Genomic DNA, 18,983 nt, shown 5'->3' on the forward strand with positions numbered 1-18,983 from the left:
TCCGCGCCGCCATGGCGGGGATGATCGCCACCCCCGGCGCAGGCTGAAGACCTGCGGGGGAACGAAAGGAAATCCGTGACCGATACGGACCTCATCTCGACACCTGCGGCCGACGCGTCGTCGGGGACGACGGCGACCGCCGCACCCACCAAGACCAAACCCGCCCGCGCCGGCGGTCTGAGCTCGATGGTCCTCACCGAACTGCGTCAACTGGCCGGGGAGCTCGGTATCAAGGGGACCTCGGGGATGCGCAAGGGCGACCTCGTCGCGGCCATCGCCGACCGGCAGGGCGGCGATTCCTCCCGCGCCTCTCGGGAGCGGACCAACCAGGCTCCTGCCGCGGCCAAGGCCACCGAGGCGCCGGTCGACACGACCGCTCGCGCCGACGTCGCGTCCGGCCGGACGGCCGACGGAGCCCCGGCAACCGACGGTGCCTCGACCAGCAGCGCCACGAACGACGGCGCGAAGAACGACGGCGCCACGGACGACAGCGAGAAGAACGGCGGGGCCCAGAACGGCGAGACGGCGACGGGCGACACCGCAGGTGACCGCACCCGGCGCCGCAACCGTGACGGATCCGGACGTGACGCCGGCGAACGGGAAGCCACCCAGCGTGAGGGCGGCGCGGACCGCCCCGCCCAGGATCGTGCGGCCACCGACCGCGGCGAGCAGGACGGCTCCGGTCGGACGCGTGAGGGTGGACGCAACGCCAACCGCGGCGAGGGTGGCGGTCGGTCGGGCAACGCCAACGGCGGCAATCGTGGCGACAACGCCAACGGTGGCAATCGTGGTGAGAACGCCAACGGTGGCAACCGTGGTGAGAACGCCAACGGTGGCAACCGTGGTGACAACGCCAACGGCGGCAACCGCGGCGACAACGGCAACGGTGGCAACAACGGCAACCGCGGCGAGAACAACCGTGGCGACAACACCAATCGCGACGGCAGCCAGAACCGTGACGGCAACCGCAACAACGGTCCTCGCGACGACGACGATGACGGCACCGGCCGGGGTCGGCGCGGTCGTCGCTTCCGAGAGCGTCGTCGTGGACGCGATCGCGACGGCCAGGGCGGCGGCAACAACGAGCGCGAGCCGCAGGTCAACGACGACGACGTGTTGCAGCCGGTCGCGGGCATCCTCGACGTTCTCGACAACTACGCCTTCGTGCGGACCTCCGGTTACCTCGCCGGGCCCAACGACGTCTACGTGTCAATGAACCTCGTGCGCAAGAACGGTCTGCGCCGCGGCGATGCGCTCACCGGCGCGGTGAAGCTGCCGCGCGACGGTGAGCAGCAGAGCAACCAGCGCCAGAAGTTCAACCCCCTCGTACGTCTGGACTCGGTGAACGGTGCCGACGTGGAATCGGCGCGCAACCGCCCCGAGTTCGGGAAGCTCACCCCGCTCTACCCGAACGAGCGACTGCGCCTCGAGACCCGTCCCGAGCAGCTCGACACCCGCGTGATCGACCTGATCATGCCGATCGGCAAGGGCCAGCGCGCCCTCATCGTCTCGCCGCCCAAGGCCGGCAAGACGACGATCATGCAGGACATCGCGAACGCGATCTCGATCAACAACCCCGAGTGCTACCTCATGGTGGTCCTCGTCGACGAACGGCCCGAAGAGGTCACCGACATGCAGCGATCGGTGAAGGGTGAGGTCATCGCCTCGACCTTCGACCGGCCGCCGTCGGATCACACCTCGGTCTCCGAGCTGGCCATCGAGCGCGCGAAGCGCCTCGTGGAGAACGGCAAGGACGTCGTCGTCCTCCTCGACTCGATCACCCGACTCGGGCGTGCGTACAACAACGCGTCGCCGGCATCGGGCCGCATCCTGTCCGGTGGTGTCGACTCCACCGCGCTCTACCCGCCGAAGCGATTCCTCGGCGCGGCCCGCAACATCGAGAACGGTGGGTCGCTCACCATCATCGCCTCGGCGCTGGTGGAGACCGGGTCGACCGGTGACACGGTCATCTACGAGGAGTTCAAGGGCACCGGCAACGCCGAGCTCAAGCTCGACCGCAAGATCGCCGAGCGCCGCGTCTTCCCCGCGGTCGACGTGAACCCGTCGAACACGCGCAAGGACGAGCTGCTGATGTCGCGCGAGGAGTTCGCCATCGTGCACAAGCTGCGTCGCGTCCTGTCGGGGCTCGATTCACAGCAGGCGATCGACCTGTTGATCTCGCAGCTCAAGAAGACGACCACCAACATCGAGTTCCTGATGCAGGTGCAGAAGAACACCCCGAACGTCCCCGGCCAGGAGTGACGTCACGCCGGTGACGGCCGTTCGGCCGTCGCCTCAGGCGTCGGGTACGGCGTCGGCTGGTAGCGGAGAGGCGTCGAACCGCGGCGGGTCGGCGACGTCGTACACGCCGGTCGCCGCGCACGTCCCGCCGACCTCCGGGTGTCCGGCGTAGCGGCGGTCCTCGGGATACACACCGAGCCGTCCGTTCTGCCGTGTCGCGGTGATGAACTCGTCGATGCGGGGGTCGTCGGCCCGGTCGACCTTCAGTTGGTGTCCCCACGACTGGATCGAGATCGGTCGGTCCAGGGTGGGGTAGGGCGACATCAGCGTGTGGTCGCGTCCCTGCACCCGGGCGGCGAGTGCCGCCACTCCTACGGCGTCGACCCGCGCCGGGTCGTAGGTCACCCACACCGCGCCGTGCTCCATGGAGTGCACAGCGTTCTCGCTGCGTAGGGCGACGGGGTAGACGATGCCGGTGCAGGTCGCCCAGACCGCGTCGTGACGACCCCCGATCGGCGGGGAGAACTGATAGCGGACGCGTTTGCCCGGACCCACATGGCCGCCCACGTAGAACTTCTTCACCACGCCGGGGATGCGCGTCGCCGGATCGGGGTCGTCGACGGTGGGCACGAACCCCGAGGCAGATGCATCGGAGTCGTCGGTGATGCCGGGGCGGGTGAGCGCGAACACGCCGACGCCGAGAACCACGGCCGCCACCAGCACGCCGATCACCACGTCCAGCACGCGTCCGCGTCGTATGTGCGCCATCGATGTCCCCTCGGTCCGCGGCGATCGCCCATCGCCGGCCGCCACTGTAGTGCCCTACGAGGCCTCGGGAATTATCCCAGGTGAGCGCCGGTTGAAGCCCATGTCGGGTGCGATCGGCACCGGCGGCACCGATTCGGTCCGCAGGCGTCGTTCTGGCATACTCGTCACGGTTGTGCGCCACCCCGGTGCACATCATCACAGTCCGGTTCCGGTTCACACCGCCCCCGCACACGCGGAGATCGGTGACCCGGCGACCATGAAAGGGACACCAGATGAAGCAGGGCATCCACCCCCAGTACGTCGAGACCTCCGTGGTCTGCGGCTGTGGGAACACCTTCCAGACCCGGAGCACGAAGGAGAGCGGCCAGATCACGGTCGAGGTCTGCTCCCAGTGCCACCCGTTCTACACGGGCAAGCAGAAGATCCTCGACACCGGCGGCCGCGTCGCACGGTTCGAGAAGCGCTACGGCAAGCGCAGCCCCAAGGGCGCCGCGGCCACCGAGGCCGACGCCTCGAAGTAGCCCGTCCGTCGACGCCCGTCCCGTGCACACGCACGGGGCGGGCGTCTTCGCTTTCTCCACCCCTCATCGCCAGAACGGAGTCGTATCGTGACCGAGAAGCCCGCGGGAACCGCGATCGACGACGTGCTGGCCGAGTACGCAGGCCTCGAGTCGCAGATGTCGGATCCGTCGCTCCACGACGACCCCACGACCGCGCGGCGTGTCGGCAAGCGTTTCGCCGAGCTCGCCCCGGTGATGACGACCCACACCCGGTTGTCCACTGCGCGTGACGATCTCGAGGCCGCGCGGGAACTGGCCGCCGCCGACCCCTCGTTCGCCGCGGAGATCCCCGAACTCGAACTCGCGGTCGCCACCCTCGACGCCGCGCTCACCGATCTTCTCGCCCCGCGCGATCCGCACGACGGTGATGACGTGGTCCTCGAGATCAAGTCCGGCGCGGGCGGTGAGGAATCGGCACTGTTCGCATCGGATCTCGCGCGGATGTACCTGAAGTACTGCGAACGCCACGGCTGGAAGGCGCAGATCCTCGGCGTCACCGAGTCCGACCTCGGTGGCTACAAGGACGCGACGCTGTCGATCAAGTCGGCGGGGGACTCGCCCGACGGGGTGTGGTCCCGACTGAAGTTCGAGGCCGGAGTCCATCGCGTACAACGGGTTCCGGTCACCGAGTCCCAGGGCCGCATACACACCTCCGCCGCCGGGGTGCTGGCGTACCCCGAACCCGACGAGGTCGAGCAGATCGAGATCGACGAGTCCGATCTCCGCATCGACGTCTATCGCAGCTCCGGCAAGGGCGGGCAGGGCGTCAACACGACCGACTCCGCCGTGCGCATCACCCACCTGCCCACCGGCATCGTGGTCACGTGCCAGAACGAGCGGTCGCAGCTGCAGAACAAGGCCCGAGCCATGCAGGTGTTGGCCGCCCGTCTGCAGGCCGCGGCCGAGGAGAAGGCCCAGGCCGAGGCATCCGAGGGCCGGACCGCCCAGGTGCGGACCGTGGACCGCTCCGAGCGGATCCGGTCCTACAACTTCCCGGAGAACCGCATCACCGATCACCGGATCGGATACAAGGCGAACAACCTCGACTCCGTCCTCGACGGCGACCTCGACGCTTTGCTCGACGCCCTGACCGCCGCGGACAAGCAGGCCCGGCTCGAGGCGCAGTGACCGGGTCGGATTCCCCGACCGTCGACCTGCGCGCGACGCTGCGTGCCGCGACCGACCTCCTGCGCGCCGCGGGTGTCGCATCGCCACGGGTCGACGCCGAGTTGTTGACCGCACACGTGCTCGACGTCGACCGCGGGCGGCTGCTCGTCGTCGACGCGATCGACGCCGGGCAACGTGACCGCCTCGAGGGCCTGATCACGCGCCGCGCGGCCCGAGAACCCCTGCAGCACATCATCGGTCGAGCGGCCTTCGGTCCGATCGACCTCGCCGTCGGGCCCGGGGTCTTCGTGCCGCGCCCGGAGACCGAGGCGTTGCTCGAATGGGCGGTGGGGGAGTGCGCCCGCCACGTCCCCGCGCCGGCGGTGGTCGATCTGTGTGCCGGCAGCGGTGCCCTCGCCCTCGCGGTGGCGGCCTCGGTCCCCGATGCGTCGGTCACCGCCGTCGAGAACGATCCCGCGGCGTGGACGTGGTTGCTGCGCAACGCCGGTGAGACCACCGACGCGGTGCGCAGACGGATCACGACCCGGCGCGCCGACGTGCTCGACCCCGACGCGATCGGCGACCTGCGTGCCGATGTCGTGGTGAGCAACCCGCCGTACGTCCCGCTCGGCGCTTCCCTCGACCCGGAGGTCGTCGACCACGACCCCGCGGTCGCGCTCTTCGGTGGCGACGACGGCATGTCGGTGATCGCGCCGATGATCGACGTGATCGCGGGCATCCTGCGCGCCGGCGGAGCGTGCGGCATCGAACACGACGACTCCACCTCCGACGCCGTCGTGGCGGCGTTCGAGGCCTCGGGTGCCTTCACCGACATCACCGCGCACGCCGATCTGGCCGGTCGACCCCGGTTCGTGACCGCCCGCCGGGTGACCGACGACCCCGGGTCGGCGGGCACGGGCGCGACCGATGGCGCCCGCGGGCACGTGCAAGGATGACTGCGTGAGCACGGTGTTCGATTGCAATGATGACCATTCCCGCAGCGCAGGGGTCCACGCGGCCGTCGGTGCGGTGCGGCAGGGTCGGCTCGTCGTCATGCCGACCGACACCCTCTACGGATTGGGTTGCGACGCCTTCGATTCCGACGCCGTCACCGCCCTTCTCGCGACGAAGAACCGGGGCCGCGACATGCCGGTGCCGGTGCTGGTGGGTTCCTGGGACACCATCGACGGCCTCGTGCTGTCGGTCAGCACCCGCATGCGTGAACTCGTCCGCGCCTTCTGGCCGGGCGGGTTGAGTCTCGTCGTCGAGCAGGCCCCGTCGCTGGCGTGGGATCTCGGCGACACCAGCGGGACGGTGATGGTGCGGATGCCCCTGCATCCTGTCGCGATCGAGGTCCTGCGCGAGGTCGGTCCGATGGCGGTGTCGAGTGCCAACCGGTCGGGACAGCCGCCGGCCACCACCGCCGAGGAGGCCCGCGGCCAGCTCGGCGACGACGTCTCGGTCTACCTCGACGGCGGTCCCGCCGCCCACGCCACGCCGTCGACGATCGTCGACCTGACCGGTTCGGCCCCACGCATCCTGCGGACCGGGGCCGTCGCCGCCGAGGAGATCGCCGAGGTGCTCGGCGTCGAGACGGCCACGCTCCTCGACTGACGCCCCGGGCGCCACATCCACGCCGGGCGCGTGCGGATGACCACATCGCGGTCGCGCACCAGTACCGTTGAGCCGTGTTTCTCGCGGCTGCAGACGTGTCCACCGGCGGTGCCGGTGTGCCCCTGCGCGAGTTGATGCTGGTCGGCCTCACCGCTGCCGTCATCACCTACCTCGCGACGGGATTCGTCCGTGTCGTGGCCACGCGGGTGGGCGCGGTCGCCGTTCCCCGTGTGCGCGACGTCCACGCGATCCCCACACCCCGGCTCGGCGGGGTGGGCATGCTCCTCGGGGTTCTCGCCGCGATCGTCCTCGCCCAACAGCTCCCTGCGCTCACGCGCGGCTTCGCCTACACCGACGACATGAACGCCGTGCTGGTCGCGGGGCTGGTCATCGTCGCGGTGGGCATCATCGACGATCGGTGGGGTCTCGACGCGTTGACGAAGTTCGTCGGTCAGCTGACGGCGGCGGGCGTCCTGGTGCTGATGGGCGTGAGCTGGACGGTCGTCCCCATCCCGATCGGCGACACCGGGACCGTCGTGCTCGACCCGCTGCAATCGGGCCTGCTGACCATCGCGATCACGGTCGCGACCATCAACGCGATCAACTTCGTGGACGGCCTCGACGGTCTGGCCGCGGGCCTCGCCTTCATCGCCGCGCTGGCCATCCTCATGTTCTCGCTCGGTCTGCTCCGCGACCAGGGGGGAGACGTCAGCTACTACCCGCCCGCGCTGATCTCGGTGAGCCTGGCCGGTGCGTGCCTCGGATTCCTCCCGCACAACTTCCAGCCCGCACGCATCTTCATGGGCGATTCGGGATCGATGCTCATCGGCCTGATGCTGGCCACGGCGTCGACGAGTGCCTCGGGTCGCATCGCGGTCAACGCCTACGGTCCGGCCGACCTGTTCTCGCTGCTCTCGCCGCTGATCCTCGTCGCCGCGGTCATGTTCATCCCGATGCTCGACATGCTGCTCGCGGTCATCCGTCGGACCCGTGCGGGCGTCGGTTTCTACACGCCGGACAAGATGCACCTGCACCATCGATTGCTCGAACTGGGACACTCGCAGCGACGCGTGGTGCTCGTCATCTACCTGTGGGTCGCGGTCCTCGCATTCAGTGTCGCGGCCAGCACGGTGTTCCCGGTGACCGTGGTCGCGCCCGCACTCGCCGCCGGCCTGGTCCTCGCGATGATCGCGACGATCGTCCCGCGACTGCGACGTCGCGCCGTCGACCGCCGCGTGGAACCCCCCGCGACGCCTGTTCCGGACGCGGTGAACCGGACATATTAGTCGGTGTAGTACTATGGCGCGTAGTAGGTCGGTCGACCTCAGCCGGGACCCGTCCCACCGAGCCCCACCCCACGTCACACCCCCGGCGGCAGGTTGATATGGTCACAGCAACCGGTGAGCTTACGTCCGCTTTACTTTGCGCGGCACGCACGCTCGATGGACAGTGCTCTGGCAACGGGCAGTGGACGACCGACCGTGAGGCCACCCGCCCGCACGACCGCGGCGCTCGACGACGAGCACCGCGCGCTCCCGACCCGAGGAGAGGCAGATGACGATGTCAGCCCCCGAGTCGACACAGTTCTATCCCGAGATCCCGCTCAGTCTGGCGCGCCCGGCGATCATCGCCGGCGTCGCGGCCACGGCGGTCCTCGTCATCAGTGCGGTGGTGGGGCACGTGTTCTTCGGCGTGTGGTTCGCCGTCGGCATGGTGCTCTCCCTCGCCAACGCGAAGATGGTCCAGGCGTCGGTCGGTGCCGCCACCGCCGACGACGAGAACCCCCGTAAGAAGCCCGTCGTACTCAACACGGCGGTGCGTCTGGGCATCATCACCGTCGCCGCACTCGCGGTGGCATTCATCTTCCGGCCCGAGGGACTCGGCGTGATGTTCGGGCTGGCGCTGTGTCAGGTGATCGTGGTCCTCTCCACGGTGATCCCCGTCATGAAAGGACTCCGCAAGCAGTCATGACCTCCGTATCCACATGGGCCGCAGAGGCCGAATCCGGGGCCGAGTCCGACTCCAAGATCGAGGTCGGACACCACATCGTCCGTGACTTCTTCGGGATGTCGTTCAACATCGACACCATCATCGGCACCGCCGTCGCCGCCATCATCCTGATCGGCCTGGCGTTCATCCTGCGGGCGAAGGTCACCTCGCGTGGCGTCCCCAACGGTGTGCAGCTGTTCTTCGAGGCCGTCACCAACCAGATGCGCGGTCAGATCGAGAGTTCGATCGGCATGCGCGTCGCGCCGTTCGTGCTCCCGCTCGCGGTGGGGTTGTTCACCTTCATCCTCATCTCGAACTGGCTCGCCGTGCTCCCCGCGCAGTACGGCAACTCCGAGGGCGTCGCCGGTGAGTGGCTCAAGCCCCCGGCGTCGGACATCAACTACGTCTACGCGCTCGCGCTGACCGTGTTCGTCTGGTACCACGCCGCGGGCTTCCGCAAGCGCGGTCCGCTCGGATACCCGGCGAAACTGGTGCGCGGCCACGTGATCGGGCTGGCGCCGATCAACATCATCGAGGAGATCGCGAAGCCGGTCTCGCTGTCGCTGCGACTCTTCGGCAACATCTTCGCCGGTGGCATCATGGTCTCGCTGATCACGCTGTTCCCGCCGTACATCATGTGGGCGCCGAACTCGATCTGGAAGCTGTTCGACCTCTTCGTCGGACTCATCCAGGCGTTCATCTTCGCCCTGCTGACCATCCTCTACTTCAGTCAGTCGATGGAGTCCGAGGACGCGCACTAGCTCCACCGCGCACCAGATCTCCGTTCGGCACCCGCCGGACCGGACCGGACCGCCGAGAGGCCGGCCTCGAACGCGAGGCCGGACCCCACGGCCACGAAATACGACGGTCGACACCGCGTCGATCGCCAGACCTGGCTGATGACCGCATCGGCCGGCACCAGAACTGGCACCGTGAGTGCCAGTACAGCGAAAGGGAAAGTCACATGGATCCAACGATTGGAATGGGCGCACTGATCGGCGGCGGCCTGATCCTCGGCGGCGGTGCCATCGGCGCCGGCATCGGCGACGGCCTGGCCGGTGCTCAGCTGATCGCGGGAATCGCCCGTCAGCCGGAGGCCCAGAGCCGCCTGTTCACGCCCTTCTTCATCACCGTCGGCCTCGTCGAGGCCGCGTACTTCATCAACCTGGCATTCATGGCGTTGTTCGTCTTCGCCACGCCGATCTCGGCTTCCTGACCACGGGGCCCGGGTAGACACGGAATCAGGTAGACACCATGGCGCTCGCCGCACAGAACTTCCTCATACCGAACGGCACGTTCTTCGTCGTGCTGATCATCTTCCTCATCGTGCTGGCCGTGATCGGCAAGTTCGTCGTCCCGCCGATCAAGGCGGTGCTCGAGGAGCGGGAGGAGACGGTCACACAGACCGGGCACGACAACCGGACGGCCACTGAGGAGTTCGAGAACGCCGAAGCGGAGTACCGCGAGGCGATGAAGTCGGCTCGCGGCGAGGCCACCGGTATCCGTGACGAGGCCCGGGCCAAGGGGCGCGAGACGCTGGAGCAGATGCGCCAGCGCGCCACCGCCGAGTCCGACGGCGTGCTGGCCGAGGCCACCACGCAACTGCGGTCGGAGGGCGAACAGGCCGCGGCCGCGGCCCGTGAGGACGTCGGCCGCCTCTCCTCGGAGCTCGCGAGCAGGGTCCTCGGGTTCGAGGTCTCCGCAGACGACGCGGCGTTCGACAAGCAGGCCACGACCAGCGGGACGGTGAGCTGACCATGGGGATCTTCATCGGACAGCTGGTCGGTTTCATCGTCATTGTCTTCGTACTGGTGCGCTACGTCGCGCCACCGGTGCGTGCGGCGATGAAGAAGCAGCAGGACACCATCGCCACCCAGCTCTCCGAGAGCGAAGAGGCGAAGAAGCGTCTGGTCGAGGCGAAGGAAGCCCACGCCAACGCGGTGGAAGAGGCCCGAGCCTCGGCCAGCCAGATCCGCGAGGAGGCCCGAGGCGACGCCCAGGCCATCGCCGAGGAGATGGCGGCGCAGGCCGACGCCGAGGTCAAGCGCATCACCGAGCACGGCAAGACGCAGGTCGCGCTCAACCGGGCCAGCCTGGTCCGCCAGCTGCGCGGTGACCTGGGTCTGGCCTCGGTCGACCTCGCCGGGCAGATCGTCCGCCGTCACCTCGGCGACGTCTCCGCCCAGCAGGAGTCCATCGACCGCGTGATCTCCGAGCTCGAGGGCATGGCCGGTCCGGACGATGTCGACTCGCGTATCTCCGCACCGTCGGATCTCGTCGGACTCCACTCGATGCGTGCGGCGAGCCGCGATTCGGTCCGCGCACTCAACAAGGAGTTCGAGACGCGCACCGGCTCGCTCGACGCCGACGGACTGACCCGGCTCGCCGGGGAGCTCGCCGACGTCGTCGACCTCCTGGGTCGCGAACCGGTCCTGCGCAAGCATCTCGCGGAGCCCTCGGACGACACCGAGGCGAAGACCGCACTCTCCGACCGCATCTTCGCCACCTCGGGCGAGGACACCCGGGCGCTCCTGCGCAGTGCGGTGACCGGCCGCTGGTCGGCGACGAGCGACTTCACCTTCGCGATCGAGCGTCTGGCGCGGTACGCGCTGCTCATCGTGGCGGAGAAGGCCGACTCCATCGACGACGTCGAGGACGAGCTGTTCCGCTTCGGCCGGCTGCTGGTGGCCGAGCCCAAGCTGAGCGCACTGCTGTCCGACGTCAACGCGCCGATCGAGGGACGACTCGGACTGCTCGACACCGTGCTGGCGGGCAAGGCGAACGACACCACCGCGGCTCTCATCACCCAGACCGTGCGCCTGCTCCGTGGCCAGTCGGCCGCCTCGGCGGTGTCGGACCTGGCCGAGCTGGCCGCGGCGCGGCGAGGGGAGTCGGTGGCGCACGTCGTCGCCGCAACCGACCTCTCCGCCGAGCAGCGTGAGAAGTTGACCACCGTCCTCGGTCGGATCTACGACCGTGAGATCTCCACCCAGGTGGAGGTCGACCCCGACCTGCTCGGTGGACTGCGGATCGCCATCGGCGACGAGGTCATCGACGCCGACATCGCGACCCGTCTGGCCCGCGCGGCCGACGAGCTGCCCACGTAGTCGCCGACCGGCGACCCACCAACCACAGATCACACCCCTACGCAAGGAAGACGAAAACCCATGGCGGAGTTGACGATCTCATCTGACGAGATCAAGGGCGCTATCGAGCAGTACGTCTCGTCGTTCACAGCAGAGGCATCCCGCGAGGAGGTCGGTGTCGTGACCGACACCTCCGACGGCATCGCGCACGTCAGCGGCCTGCCCGGCGCGATGGCCAACGAGCTCCTCGAGTTCCCCGGCGGCGTGCTCGGCGTCGCGCTGAACCTCGACGAGGACGAGATCGGCGTGGTCATCCTCGGTGACTACGAGTCGATCGAGGAAGGCCAGCAGGTCTCGCGTACCGGCGACGTGCTCTCGGTCCCGGTCGGCGACAAGTTCCTCGGCCGCGTGGTCAACCCGCTCGGCCAGCCCATCGATGGTCAGGGCGAGATCGAATCCGCCGAGGACCGCGTGCTGGAGCTCCAGGCCGCCAGCGTGCTCGAGCGCCAGCCGGTCGAGGAGTCGCTCGCCACGGGCATCACGGCCATCGACGCCATGACGGCCATCGGCCGCGGCCAGCGCCAGCTGATCATCGGTGACCGCAAGACCGGCAAGACCGCGGTCTGCATCGACGCGATCCTGAACCAGAAGGCGAACTGGGAGACCGGTGACCCGGCGAAGCAGGTGCGCTGCATCTACGTCGCCATCGGTCAGAAGGGTTCGACGATCGCCGGCGTGAAGAAGGCGCTCGAGGACGCGGGCTCGCTGGAGTACACGACCATCGTCGCCGCTCCCGCCTCGGATTCGGCCGGCTTCAAGTGGCTCGCGCCCTACACCGGCTCGGCGATCGGCCAGCACTGGATGTACGAGGGCAAGCACGTCCTCATCGTGTTCGACGACCTGACCAAGCAGGCCGAGGCCTACCGCGCCATCTCCCTGCTGCTGCGTCGCCCGCCGGGCCGCGAGGCGTACCCCGGAGACGTCTTCTACTTGCACTCGCGTCTGCTGGAGCGGTGCGCCAAGCTGTCCGACGAGCTCGGCGGCGGCTCGATGACCGGCCTGCCGATCATCGAGACCAAGGCCAACGACGTGTCGGCGTTCATCCCGACCAACGTCATCTCGATCACCGACGGCCAGGTCTTCCTCGAGTCCGACCTCTTCAACAAGGGTGTGCGTCCGGCCATCAACGTCGGCACCTCGGTGTCGCGCGTCGGTGGCGCCGCGCAGACCAAGGGCCTCAAGAAGGTCAGTGGTTCGCTGCGTCTGGAGCTCGCACAGTTCCGTGAGCTGGAGGCCTTCTCGGCCTTCGCCTCCGACCTCGACGACGCGTCGAAGGCGCAGCTCGAGCGAGGCGCCCGGTGGGTCGAGCTGCTCAAGCAGAACCAGTACAGCCCGGTGTCGGTCGAGGACCAGATCATCACGATCTACCTCGCCGGTGAGGGTCACTTCGACTCGGTTCCCGTCGACGACGTCAAGCGCTTCGAGGGCGAGCTCGTCAGCCACCTGCACCACGCCGCGTCGGGTGTGTACGACTCGATCGCCGGCGGCAAGGCGCTGTCGGACGACCAGGCCGAGGCATTGGTCGCCGAGGTCAACAAGTTCAAGCAGGGCTACCTGACGAGCGACGGCTCGCGTGTGGTGAACGAGGAGGAGTCCGGCTCGCTGGATCCCGACGAGGTCGCCAACGAAGAGATCAAGCTCAAGAAGAAGTAGACCGGTGACCAACCATGTCCGTACGACCAATCCGAAAGGGGTGTGAGGCAGCCGATGGCAAGCATCCGTGAACTGCGCTCACGCATCAGGTCGGTGCAGTCGACGCGCAAGATCACCAAGGCGCAGGAGCTGATCGCGACGTCCCGGATCACCAAGGCCCAGGCCAGGGTGACCGCGTCCAAGCCCTACGCCGAGGAGATGACGACGGTCCTGACCGAGCTCGCGAGCAAGTCGAGCACGCTGGACCATCCGTTGCTCGTCGAGCGTCCCGAGCCCAAGCGGGCCGCCGTGCTGGTGGTCACCAGCGACAGCGGCCAGTGTGGTGGCTACAACTCGAACGTGCTGCGGGAGACGCGCGAGCTGCTCTCCCTGCTGCGTGACGAGGGCAAAGAGCCGATCATCTTCGTGATGGGTCGGAAGGGATTGCTGTACTTCACCTTCCGTGACATCGAGGTGGCCGGCTCGTGGACCGGCTTCAGCCAGCAGCCGCGGTACTCCGACGCCAAGACGGCCACCGACCGACTGGTCGACCTGTTCGTCGCGGGCTCGGGTGAGCAGGTGGAGGCCGACGGCGACGAGGATCTGCCGTCGACCGAGGGCGTCGACGAACTGCACATCGTCTACACGCGATTCGCGTCGATGCTGAGCCAGGTGCCCGAGGTCCGCCGCATGGCGCCGCTGGTGGTGTCGAGCGACGACGAGGGCGACGACGGCGACGACTCGGACGCGAACCCGGATCGGAACTACTCGTTCGAGCCGGGCGCGGAGACGTTGCTCTCGGCCCTGCTGCCCAAGTACATCGCCACGCGCGTGTACGCGGCGCTGCTCGAGGCCGCGGCCTCGGAGTCGGCGGCACGACGCACCGCCATGAAGGCGGCGACCGACAACGCCGACGAGCTGATCACCGATCTGTCGCGGCAGGCCAACCAGCTCCGCCAGGCACAGATCACCCAGGAGATCAGCGAGATCGTCGGCGGAGCCAGCGCACTCGCGAAATGACGCAACGGCCGCGCGCGAGCATCGCTCGTCGGGGCCACGAACACACGACAACGACGTAACGGCCCCCGAAGCCAGGAAGTGACCACCATGAGCACAGCAACAACCGAAGCCCCCAGCGGCTCCTCGGCGACCGAGTCGGCGGGGCGCGTAGTCCGCGTCATCGGCCCCGTCGTCGACGTGGAGTTCCCGCGCGGGTCGGTTCCGGAACTGTTCAACGCCCTCCACGCGAAGATCGCACTGAAGTCCGTCGCCAAGACCCTGACCCTCGAGGTCGCGCAGCACCTCGGCGACAACCTGGTGCGCACCGTCTCGATGCAGCCCACCGACGGCCTCACCCGTGGCACCGAGGTGAGCGACACCGGTCGTTCGATCTCGGTTCCCGTCGGTGACGTCGTGAAGGGCCACGTGTTCAACGCCCTCGGCGACTGCCTCGACGCGCCGGGCACCGGCCAGGACGGCGAACTGTGGAGCATCCACCGCAAGCCGCCGCCCTTCGACCAGCTCGAGGGCAAGACCGAGATCCTCGAGACCGGCATCAAGGTCATCGACCTGCTGACCCCGTACGTGAAGGGCGGCAAGATCGGTCTGTTCGGTGGTGCCGGTGTCGGCAAGACCGTTCTGATCCAGGAGATGATCACCCGTATCGCCCGTGAGTTCGCCGGTACCTCGGTGTTCGCCGGCGTCGGCGAGCGCACCCGTGAGGGAACCGACCTCCACCTCGAGATGGAGGAGATGGGCGTCCTCCAGGACACCGCCCTGGTGTTCGGTCAGATGGACGAGCCGCCGGGCACGCGTATGCGCGTCGCCCTCTCGGCCCTGACCATGGCCGAGTACTTCCGCGACGAGAAGCACCAGGACGTGTTGCTCTTCATCGACAACATCTTCCGTTTCACCCAGGCCGGTTCCGAGGTCTCGACCCTGCTCGGTCGTATGCCGTCCGCGGTCGGATACCAGCCGACCCTGGCCGACGAGATGGGCGAGCTCCAGGAGCGGATCACCTCGACGCGCGGTAACTCGATCACCTCGCTGCAGGCGATCTACGTCCCCGCCGACGACTACACCGACCCGGCGCCCGCGACCACGTTCGCGCACCTCGACGCCACCACCGAGCTGTCGCGCCCCATCTCGCAGCTCGGCATCTACCCGGCCGTCGACCCGCTGACCTCGACCTCGCGCATCCTCGAGGCCTCGATCGTCGGTGACGAGCACTTCCGCGTCGCCAACGAGGTCAAGCGCATCCTGCAGAAGTACAAGGAACTGCAGGACATCATCGCCATCCTCGGTATGGACGAACTGTCCGAAGAGGACAAGGTCACCGTGCAGCGTGCCCGCCGCATCCAGAAGTTCCTGGGTCAGAACTTCATCGTCGCCGAGAAGTTCACCGGCCAGAAGGGCTCGGTCGTCCCGCTGTCGGACACCATCGAGGCGTTCGACCGTGTCGCCAAGGGCGAGTTCGACCACCTGCCCGAGCAGGCGTTCAACAGCTGCGGAGGTCTCGACGACGTGGAGGCCGCGGCCCAGAAGATCTCGGGGAAGTGATCGACGCCCATGGCTGACACAGGCTTTCCGGTCGAGGTCGTCTCCGTCGAGGAACGGCTGTACTCGGGCGAGGCCACCTTCGTGATCGCCCAGACCACCGAGGGCGAGCTCGGCATCCTCAACCATCACGAGCCGCTTCTGGGACAGTTGATCCCCGGCGGGTTCGTGATGATCGAGCAGTCCGACGGCAAACGTCGCGTCGCGTCGGTGCAGGGAGGGTTCCTCTCGGTCACCGGCGAGACGGTCACGGTGCTGGCGGAGTCCGCCGAGTGGGCTCGTGACATCGATGTCGACGCCGCGCGCGCCGACCTCGAGTCGTCCGAGGAGGGCACCGAGGAGCACGAGCGTGCACTGTCTCGGATCCGAGCGGTGGAACAGCTGAACCAGGAGAAGTGATCTCCACCTCGCCAGATGCCCACGGCGTTGTCGCCGTGGCATTCTGGGGAGGTCAGCGCCGATACGGTGCCGATCCCCGCAAACACCTCGTGTTTGCGGGGATCGCTGTATCCGGCGCGCGACACACCGGCGCGGACACGATGCCCTGCGGTCGGCGGGGCTCGGACAGGAGGTGGCGATGAACACGACGACGGTCGTGGTGACCATCGCCGTCGCGCTCGCTGTGCTCGCCGTGGGGATGGTCGTGGTCGTCGGTTCCCGCGTGAACCGGTTGCGCAACAGCGGAACCGCGGTGCTCCTGCGCCCACTTCCGGCCGGACCCGACCAGGGCTGGCGGCACGGCATCGTCCGCTACGACGACAACACGATGGTCTTCTACCGGTTGAGTAGTCTCCGCACGGGACCGAGCGAGGTCATCGCCCGGCAGTCCATCGAGACCCGGGGTCGCCGTCGTCCCCAGGGCACCGAGGTCGACGTGATCGACGCGATGACGATCGTGGAGATCGGCGCCGACGGGGCGGACTACGAGCTGGCCATGGCCCCGGGCGCGATCACCGCGTTCCAGTCGTGGGTCGAGTCCCGGCCGCCGGTCCGGTCGCAGCGTCGCCGCTCGGCTTGACGGCTCAGTCCTTCGCCGACGGACGTTGACGTTCGCCGCCGGGTGTCCACAGCACGTCTCCGTCGGTGTTGACCGCGCGCGAGAGGATGAACAGCAGATCGGACAGTCGGTTCAGGTACCTCGCCGGCAACGCCGACATGTCGTCGGGGTGCGCTGACATGGCTGCCCACGCCGATCGCTCCGCGCGCCGGACCACGGTTCGCGCCTGGTGGAGGAGCGCGCTCAGGACGCTGCCCCCGGGGAGGATGAACGAGTCGAGCGGCGGCTGACCGTCCGCGAACTCGTCGCACCACGTCTCGAGCGCATCGACGTACGACTGCTGCACCCGCAGGGGCGGGTACTCCGGATCGGGTACGACAGGCGTCGCGAGGTCGGCGCCTGCGTCGAAGAGGTCGTTCTGGATCGTGACCAGGACCGCCCGCACGTGGTCGTCGGGCGCACCGAGCGCGATCGCGGTCCCGATCGCGGCGTTGGCCTCATCGCAGTCGGCGTACGCGACGACGCGGGCGTCGGTCTTGCTGACACGGGAGAAGTCGCTGAGTCCGGTGGTGCCGTCGTCGCCGGTGCGTGTGTAGATCTTGGTGAGGTGAACGGCCATGCAGGTCAACCTACCGTCTGTGTCGGTGGCGCTCCCGGGGCCGACCGTGGGCCGGGGGTCGATAGGCTCAGGGGGTGAATGATCGCTTTCTCGTCACCGGAGGTGCCCGCCTACAGGGTGAGGTGTCCGTGGTGGGAGCCAAGAACAGTGTCCTGAAGCTCATGGCCGCTGCCTTGCTCGCCGAGGGGCGGACGACCATCACGAACTGCCCCCTGATCGCCGATGTCCCGTTGATGGCGGAAGTGCTTCGCGGACTGGGTGCCACGGTGGTTCTCGATCGCGAGGTCGTCCACATCGACACGCCGGCCCAACCGAGCTTCCACGCCGATTTCGACGCGGTGAAGCAGTTCCGTGCGTCGGTCTGTGTGCTGGGGCCGTTGCTCGCCCGATGTCACCGCGCGGTCGTCGCGCTGCCGGGTGGCGACGCCATCGGGTCGCGACCGTTGGACATGCATCAGGCCGGTCTCCGTGCACTCGGTGCCCAGAGCACGATCGAGCACGGATGCGTGGTCGCCGAGGCCGACCGGCTCACCGGTGCCGCGGTGGCACTGGAGTTCCCCTCGGTCGGGGCCACCGAGAACATCCTGATGGCGGCGGTGCTGGCCGACGGTGTCACGACCATCGACAACGCCGCGCGCGAGCCCGAGATCGTGGACCTCTGCGAGATGCTGACCCAGATGGGGGCCGACATCGCAGGTGCCGGGACCTCGACGCTCACCGTGCGGGGCGTCGCCACCCTGATACCGACCACGCACTCGGTGGTGGGGGACCGGATCGTCGCCGCCACGTGGGGGGTGGCCGCGGCCATGACACGGGGGGACATCACCGTCACCGGGGTGAACCCGGCGCACCTGCAACTCGTGCTGCACAAACTCGGCGATGCCGGGGCACTGGTCGACCGCTTCGACAACGGGTTCCGTGTGCGGCAGCTCGACCGACCCACCGCGGTGAACTTCTCGACGCTCCCGTTCCCGGGGTTCCCGACCGATCTGCAGCCCATGGCCATCGGGCTCGCGGCCGTCGCAGAGGGTATGTCGGTCATCACCGAGAACGTCTTCGAGGCACGCTTCCGTTTCGTGGAGGAGATGATCCGACTGGGGGCCGATGCAAGGACCGACGGTCATCACGCGGTGATCCGTGGGATCGAGCAGCTCTCGAGTGCTCCGGTGTGGTGCTCGGACATCCGCGCCGGCGCGGGGTTGGTGTTGGCGGGGTTGGTCGCCGACGGTGTCACCGAGGTGCACGACGTCTTCCACATCGATCGCGGGTACCCGGAGTTCATCGACAAGCTGCGCGGCCTGGGTGCCGAGATCGAGCGGGTCACCGGCACCTGAGGGCCGATTCGTGTGGCGTGGGTCTCAGTATTGCTGTCCAGCAGTCGATTTCAACCGAAAACGGGGCGGACGTACCAGGAACGCCGCAGGTCACACCGGGTGCGACACGCCCTTCACCACCCGATTTGACGCCGCTGCCGCAATCCGCGTAACTTCTTCCAAGTCAGCGCGCCACGGCGCCGCCCCGGAGAGAGATCACCGGGTAGAAGGAAACCGGGCTTCAGCGCAGACCACCACAGATCCACTGATCACCGCGTGAGCGGGGTTCACGACTGCGGTGGGCAGAGTCGAGATTGCCTCCCGAACACCGGGTTGGCGTCGCCGAGAACCTCTGCTAGGCTGGAAAAGTTGCCCCGGAGACGGAGCGACAACATCTGAACAAGTCCACGAACGGACGGCCTCGACGAGGTCCTGACGACG

The 18,983-nt window shown here is 68.2% G+C and carries 19 protein-coding genes; 17 read left to right on the forward strand and 2 right to left on the reverse strand.

Features of this window, described 5'->3' with window-relative positions; translation table 11 throughout:
* Positions 1-75 precede the first annotated feature (75 nt).
* Positions 76-2,262: a transcription termination factor Rho gene (rho, locus tag OG579_RS21840; protein WP_328857644.1), complete on the forward strand. Its 2,187-nt coding sequence runs from the start codon at positions 76-78 to the stop codon at positions 2,260-2,262.
* A 33-nt stretch (positions 2,263-2,295) separates the two neighbouring features.
* Here the strand turns inward: rho and OG579_RS21845 are convergent, their stop codons facing one another.
* Complete coding sequence (locus OG579_RS21845) at positions 2,296-3,009, reverse strand: DUF3105 domain-containing protein (protein WP_328857645.1); 714 nt, start codon at positions 3,007-3,009, stop codon at positions 2,296-2,298.
* A 272-nt stretch (positions 3,010-3,281) separates the two neighbouring features.
* On the opposite strand from OG579_RS21845, the gene rpmE reads away from it, so the two are divergent.
* The 15 genes from rpmE (at position 3,282) to OG579_RS21920 (ending at position 16,631) form a co-directional block, all read left to right on the forward strand.
* Positions 3,282-3,530, forward strand: a complete 249-nt coding sequence (rpmE, locus tag OG579_RS21850; RefSeq protein ID WP_045822200.1) for a 50S ribosomal protein L31 — start codon at positions 3,282-3,284, stop codon at positions 3,528-3,530.
* Positions 3,531-3,617: 87 nt separating this feature from the next.
* A complete protein-coding gene (gene prfA / locus OG579_RS21855) occupies positions 3,618-4,697 on the forward strand; it encodes a peptide chain release factor 1 (RefSeq protein WP_408068715.1) in 1,080 nt (359 codons plus the stop codon).
* On the forward strand, positions 4,694-5,632 hold the full coding sequence (gene prmC / locus OG579_RS21860) for a peptide chain release factor N(5)-glutamine methyltransferase (RefSeq protein ID WP_328857646.1): 939 nt from the start codon (positions 4,694-4,696) through the stop codon (positions 5,630-5,632). Before prfA ends, prmC begins: the two co-directional genes overlap by 4 nt.
* Positions 5,633-5,636: 4 nt before the next feature.
* Positions 5,637-6,290, forward strand: a complete 654-nt coding sequence (locus OG579_RS21865; protein WP_328857647.1) for an L-threonylcarbamoyladenylate synthase — start codon at positions 5,637-5,639, stop codon at positions 6,288-6,290.
* A gap of 134 nt (positions 6,291-6,424) precedes the next feature.
* Positions 6,425-7,576 carry a glycosyltransferase family 4 protein gene (locus OG579_RS21870; RefSeq protein WP_328859324.1) on the forward strand — a complete coding sequence of 384 codons (1,152 nt, stop codon included), beginning with the start codon at positions 6,425-6,427 and terminating at the stop codon, positions 7,574-7,576.
* Positions 7,577-7,844: 268 nt separating this feature from the next.
* The gene (locus OG579_RS21875) at positions 7,845-8,261 is read left to right on the forward strand and encodes an ATP synthase subunit I (RefSeq protein ID WP_045822203.1); all 417 of its coding nucleotides are present in this window, start codon (positions 7,845-7,847) and stop codon (positions 8,259-8,261) included.
* The gene (atpB, locus tag OG579_RS21880; RefSeq protein ID WP_045822204.1) at positions 8,258-9,040 is read left to right on the forward strand and encodes a F0F1 ATP synthase subunit A; all 783 of its coding nucleotides are present in this window, start codon (positions 8,258-8,260) and stop codon (positions 9,038-9,040) included. Before OG579_RS21875 ends, atpB begins: the two co-directional genes overlap by 4 nt.
* A 203-nt stretch (positions 9,041-9,243) precedes the next feature.
* Entirely contained in the window at positions 9,244-9,495 is a 252-nt protein-coding gene (locus tag OG579_RS21885; RefSeq protein WP_045822205.1) for a F0F1 ATP synthase subunit C, read from the forward strand.
* A gap of 38 nt (positions 9,496-9,533) precedes the next feature.
* Positions 9,534-10,034, forward strand: a complete 501-nt coding sequence (locus OG579_RS21890; protein WP_328857648.1) for a F0F1 ATP synthase subunit B — start codon at positions 9,534-9,536, stop codon at positions 10,032-10,034.
* A 2-nt stretch (positions 10,035-10,036) separates the two neighbouring features.
* Positions 10,037-11,386, forward strand: a complete 1,350-nt coding sequence (locus tag OG579_RS21895) for a F0F1 ATP synthase subunit B/delta (RefSeq protein WP_328857649.1) — start codon at positions 10,037-10,039, stop codon at positions 11,384-11,386.
* 60 nt (positions 11,387-11,446) lie between these two features.
* Positions 11,447-13,078 carry a F0F1 ATP synthase subunit alpha gene (atpA, locus tag OG579_RS21900; protein WP_045822208.1) on the forward strand — a complete coding sequence of 544 codons (1,632 nt, stop codon included), beginning with the start codon at positions 11,447-11,449 and terminating at the stop codon, positions 13,076-13,078.
* Positions 13,079-13,132: 54 nt separating this feature from the next.
* The gene (locus OG579_RS21905; protein ID WP_045822209.1) at positions 13,133-14,077 is read left to right on the forward strand and encodes a F0F1 ATP synthase subunit gamma; all 945 of its coding nucleotides are present in this window, start codon (positions 13,133-13,135) and stop codon (positions 14,075-14,077) included.
* An 87-nt stretch (positions 14,078-14,164) separates the two neighbouring features.
* On the forward strand, positions 14,165-15,616 hold the full coding sequence (atpD, locus tag OG579_RS21910; RefSeq protein WP_045822306.1) for a F0F1 ATP synthase subunit beta: 1,452 nt from the start codon (positions 14,165-14,167) through the stop codon (positions 15,614-15,616).
* A gap of 9 nt (positions 15,617-15,625) precedes the next feature.
* Complete coding sequence (locus tag OG579_RS21915; RefSeq protein WP_045822210.1) at positions 15,626-16,012, forward strand: F0F1 ATP synthase subunit epsilon; 387 nt, start codon at positions 15,626-15,628, stop codon at positions 16,010-16,012.
* 178 nt (positions 16,013-16,190) lie between these two features.
* Entirely contained in the window at positions 16,191-16,631 is a 441-nt protein-coding gene (locus OG579_RS21920) for a DUF2550 domain-containing protein (protein ID WP_045822307.1), read from the forward strand.
* A gap of 4 nt (positions 16,632-16,635) precedes the next feature.
* On the opposite strand, the gene OG579_RS21925 is transcribed toward OG579_RS21920, so the two are convergent.
* Positions 16,636-17,229, reverse strand: a complete 594-nt coding sequence (locus OG579_RS21925; RefSeq protein ID WP_328857650.1) for a cob(I)yrinic acid a,c-diamide adenosyltransferase — start codon at positions 17,227-17,229, stop codon at positions 16,636-16,638.
* 74 nt (positions 17,230-17,303) lie between these two features.
* Between OG579_RS21925 and murA the strand changes: the two genes are divergently transcribed.
* Positions 17,304-18,563, forward strand: coding sequence for a UDP-N-acetylglucosamine 1-carboxyvinyltransferase (gene murA, locus OG579_RS21930; RefSeq protein ID WP_328857651.1), 1,260 nt, complete (start codon positions 17,304-17,306; stop codon positions 18,561-18,563).
* The last annotated feature ends 420 nt before the right edge of the window (positions 18,564-18,983 follow it).

Origin of the sequence: Williamsia herbipolensis, from assembly GCF_036153515.1 — a bacterium.
Lineage (GTDB): Bacteria > Actinomycetota > Actinomycetes > Mycobacteriales > Mycobacteriaceae > Williamsia_A > Williamsia_A herbipolensis.

Coding starts and splice junctions, on each gene's coding strand:
- OG579_RS21870 (WP_328859324.1), top strand. CDS start 6,425: ATGCTGGTCGGCCTCACCGCTGCCGTCATCACCTACCTCGCGACGGGA.
- OG579_RS21925 (WP_328857650.1), bottom strand. CDS start 17,229: ATGGCCGTTCACCTCACCAAGATCTACACACGCACCGGCGACGACGGC.
- OG579_RS21920 (WP_045822307.1), top strand. CDS start 16,191: ATGAACACGACGACGGTCGTGGTGACCATCGCCGTCGCGCTCGCTGTG.
- OG579_RS21875 (WP_045822203.1), top strand. CDS start 7,845: ATGACGATGTCAGCCCCCGAGTCGACACAGTTCTATCCCGAGATCCCG.
- OG579_RS21905 (WP_045822209.1), top strand. CDS start 13,133: ATGGCAAGCATCCGTGAACTGCGCTCACGCATCAGGTCGGTGCAGTCG.
- OG579_RS21845 (WP_328857645.1), bottom strand. CDS start 3,009: ATGGCGCACATACGACGCGGACGCGTGCTGGACGTGGTGATCGGCGTG.
- OG579_RS21890 (WP_328857648.1), top strand. CDS start 9,534: ATGGCGCTCGCCGCACAGAACTTCCTCATACCGAACGGCACGTTCTTC.
- atpA (WP_045822208.1), top strand. CDS start 11,447: ATGGCGGAGTTGACGATCTCATCTGACGAGATCAAGGGCGCTATCGAG.
- OG579_RS21895 (WP_328857649.1), top strand. CDS start 10,037: ATGGGGATCTTCATCGGACAGCTGGTCGGTTTCATCGTCATTGTCTTC.
- rpmE (WP_045822200.1), top strand. CDS start 3,282: ATGAAGCAGGGCATCCACCCCCAGTACGTCGAGACCTCCGTGGTCTGC.
- atpD (WP_045822306.1), top strand. CDS start 14,165: ATGAGCACAGCAACAACCGAAGCCCCCAGCGGCTCCTCGGCGACCGAG.
- OG579_RS21915 (WP_045822210.1), top strand. CDS start 15,626: ATGGCTGACACAGGCTTTCCGGTCGAGGTCGTCTCCGTCGAGGAACGG.
- OG579_RS21885 (WP_045822205.1), top strand. CDS start 9,244: ATGGATCCAACGATTGGAATGGGCGCACTGATCGGCGGCGGCCTGATC.
- atpB (WP_045822204.1), top strand. CDS start 8,258: ATGACCTCCGTATCCACATGGGCCGCAGAGGCCGAATCCGGGGCCGAG.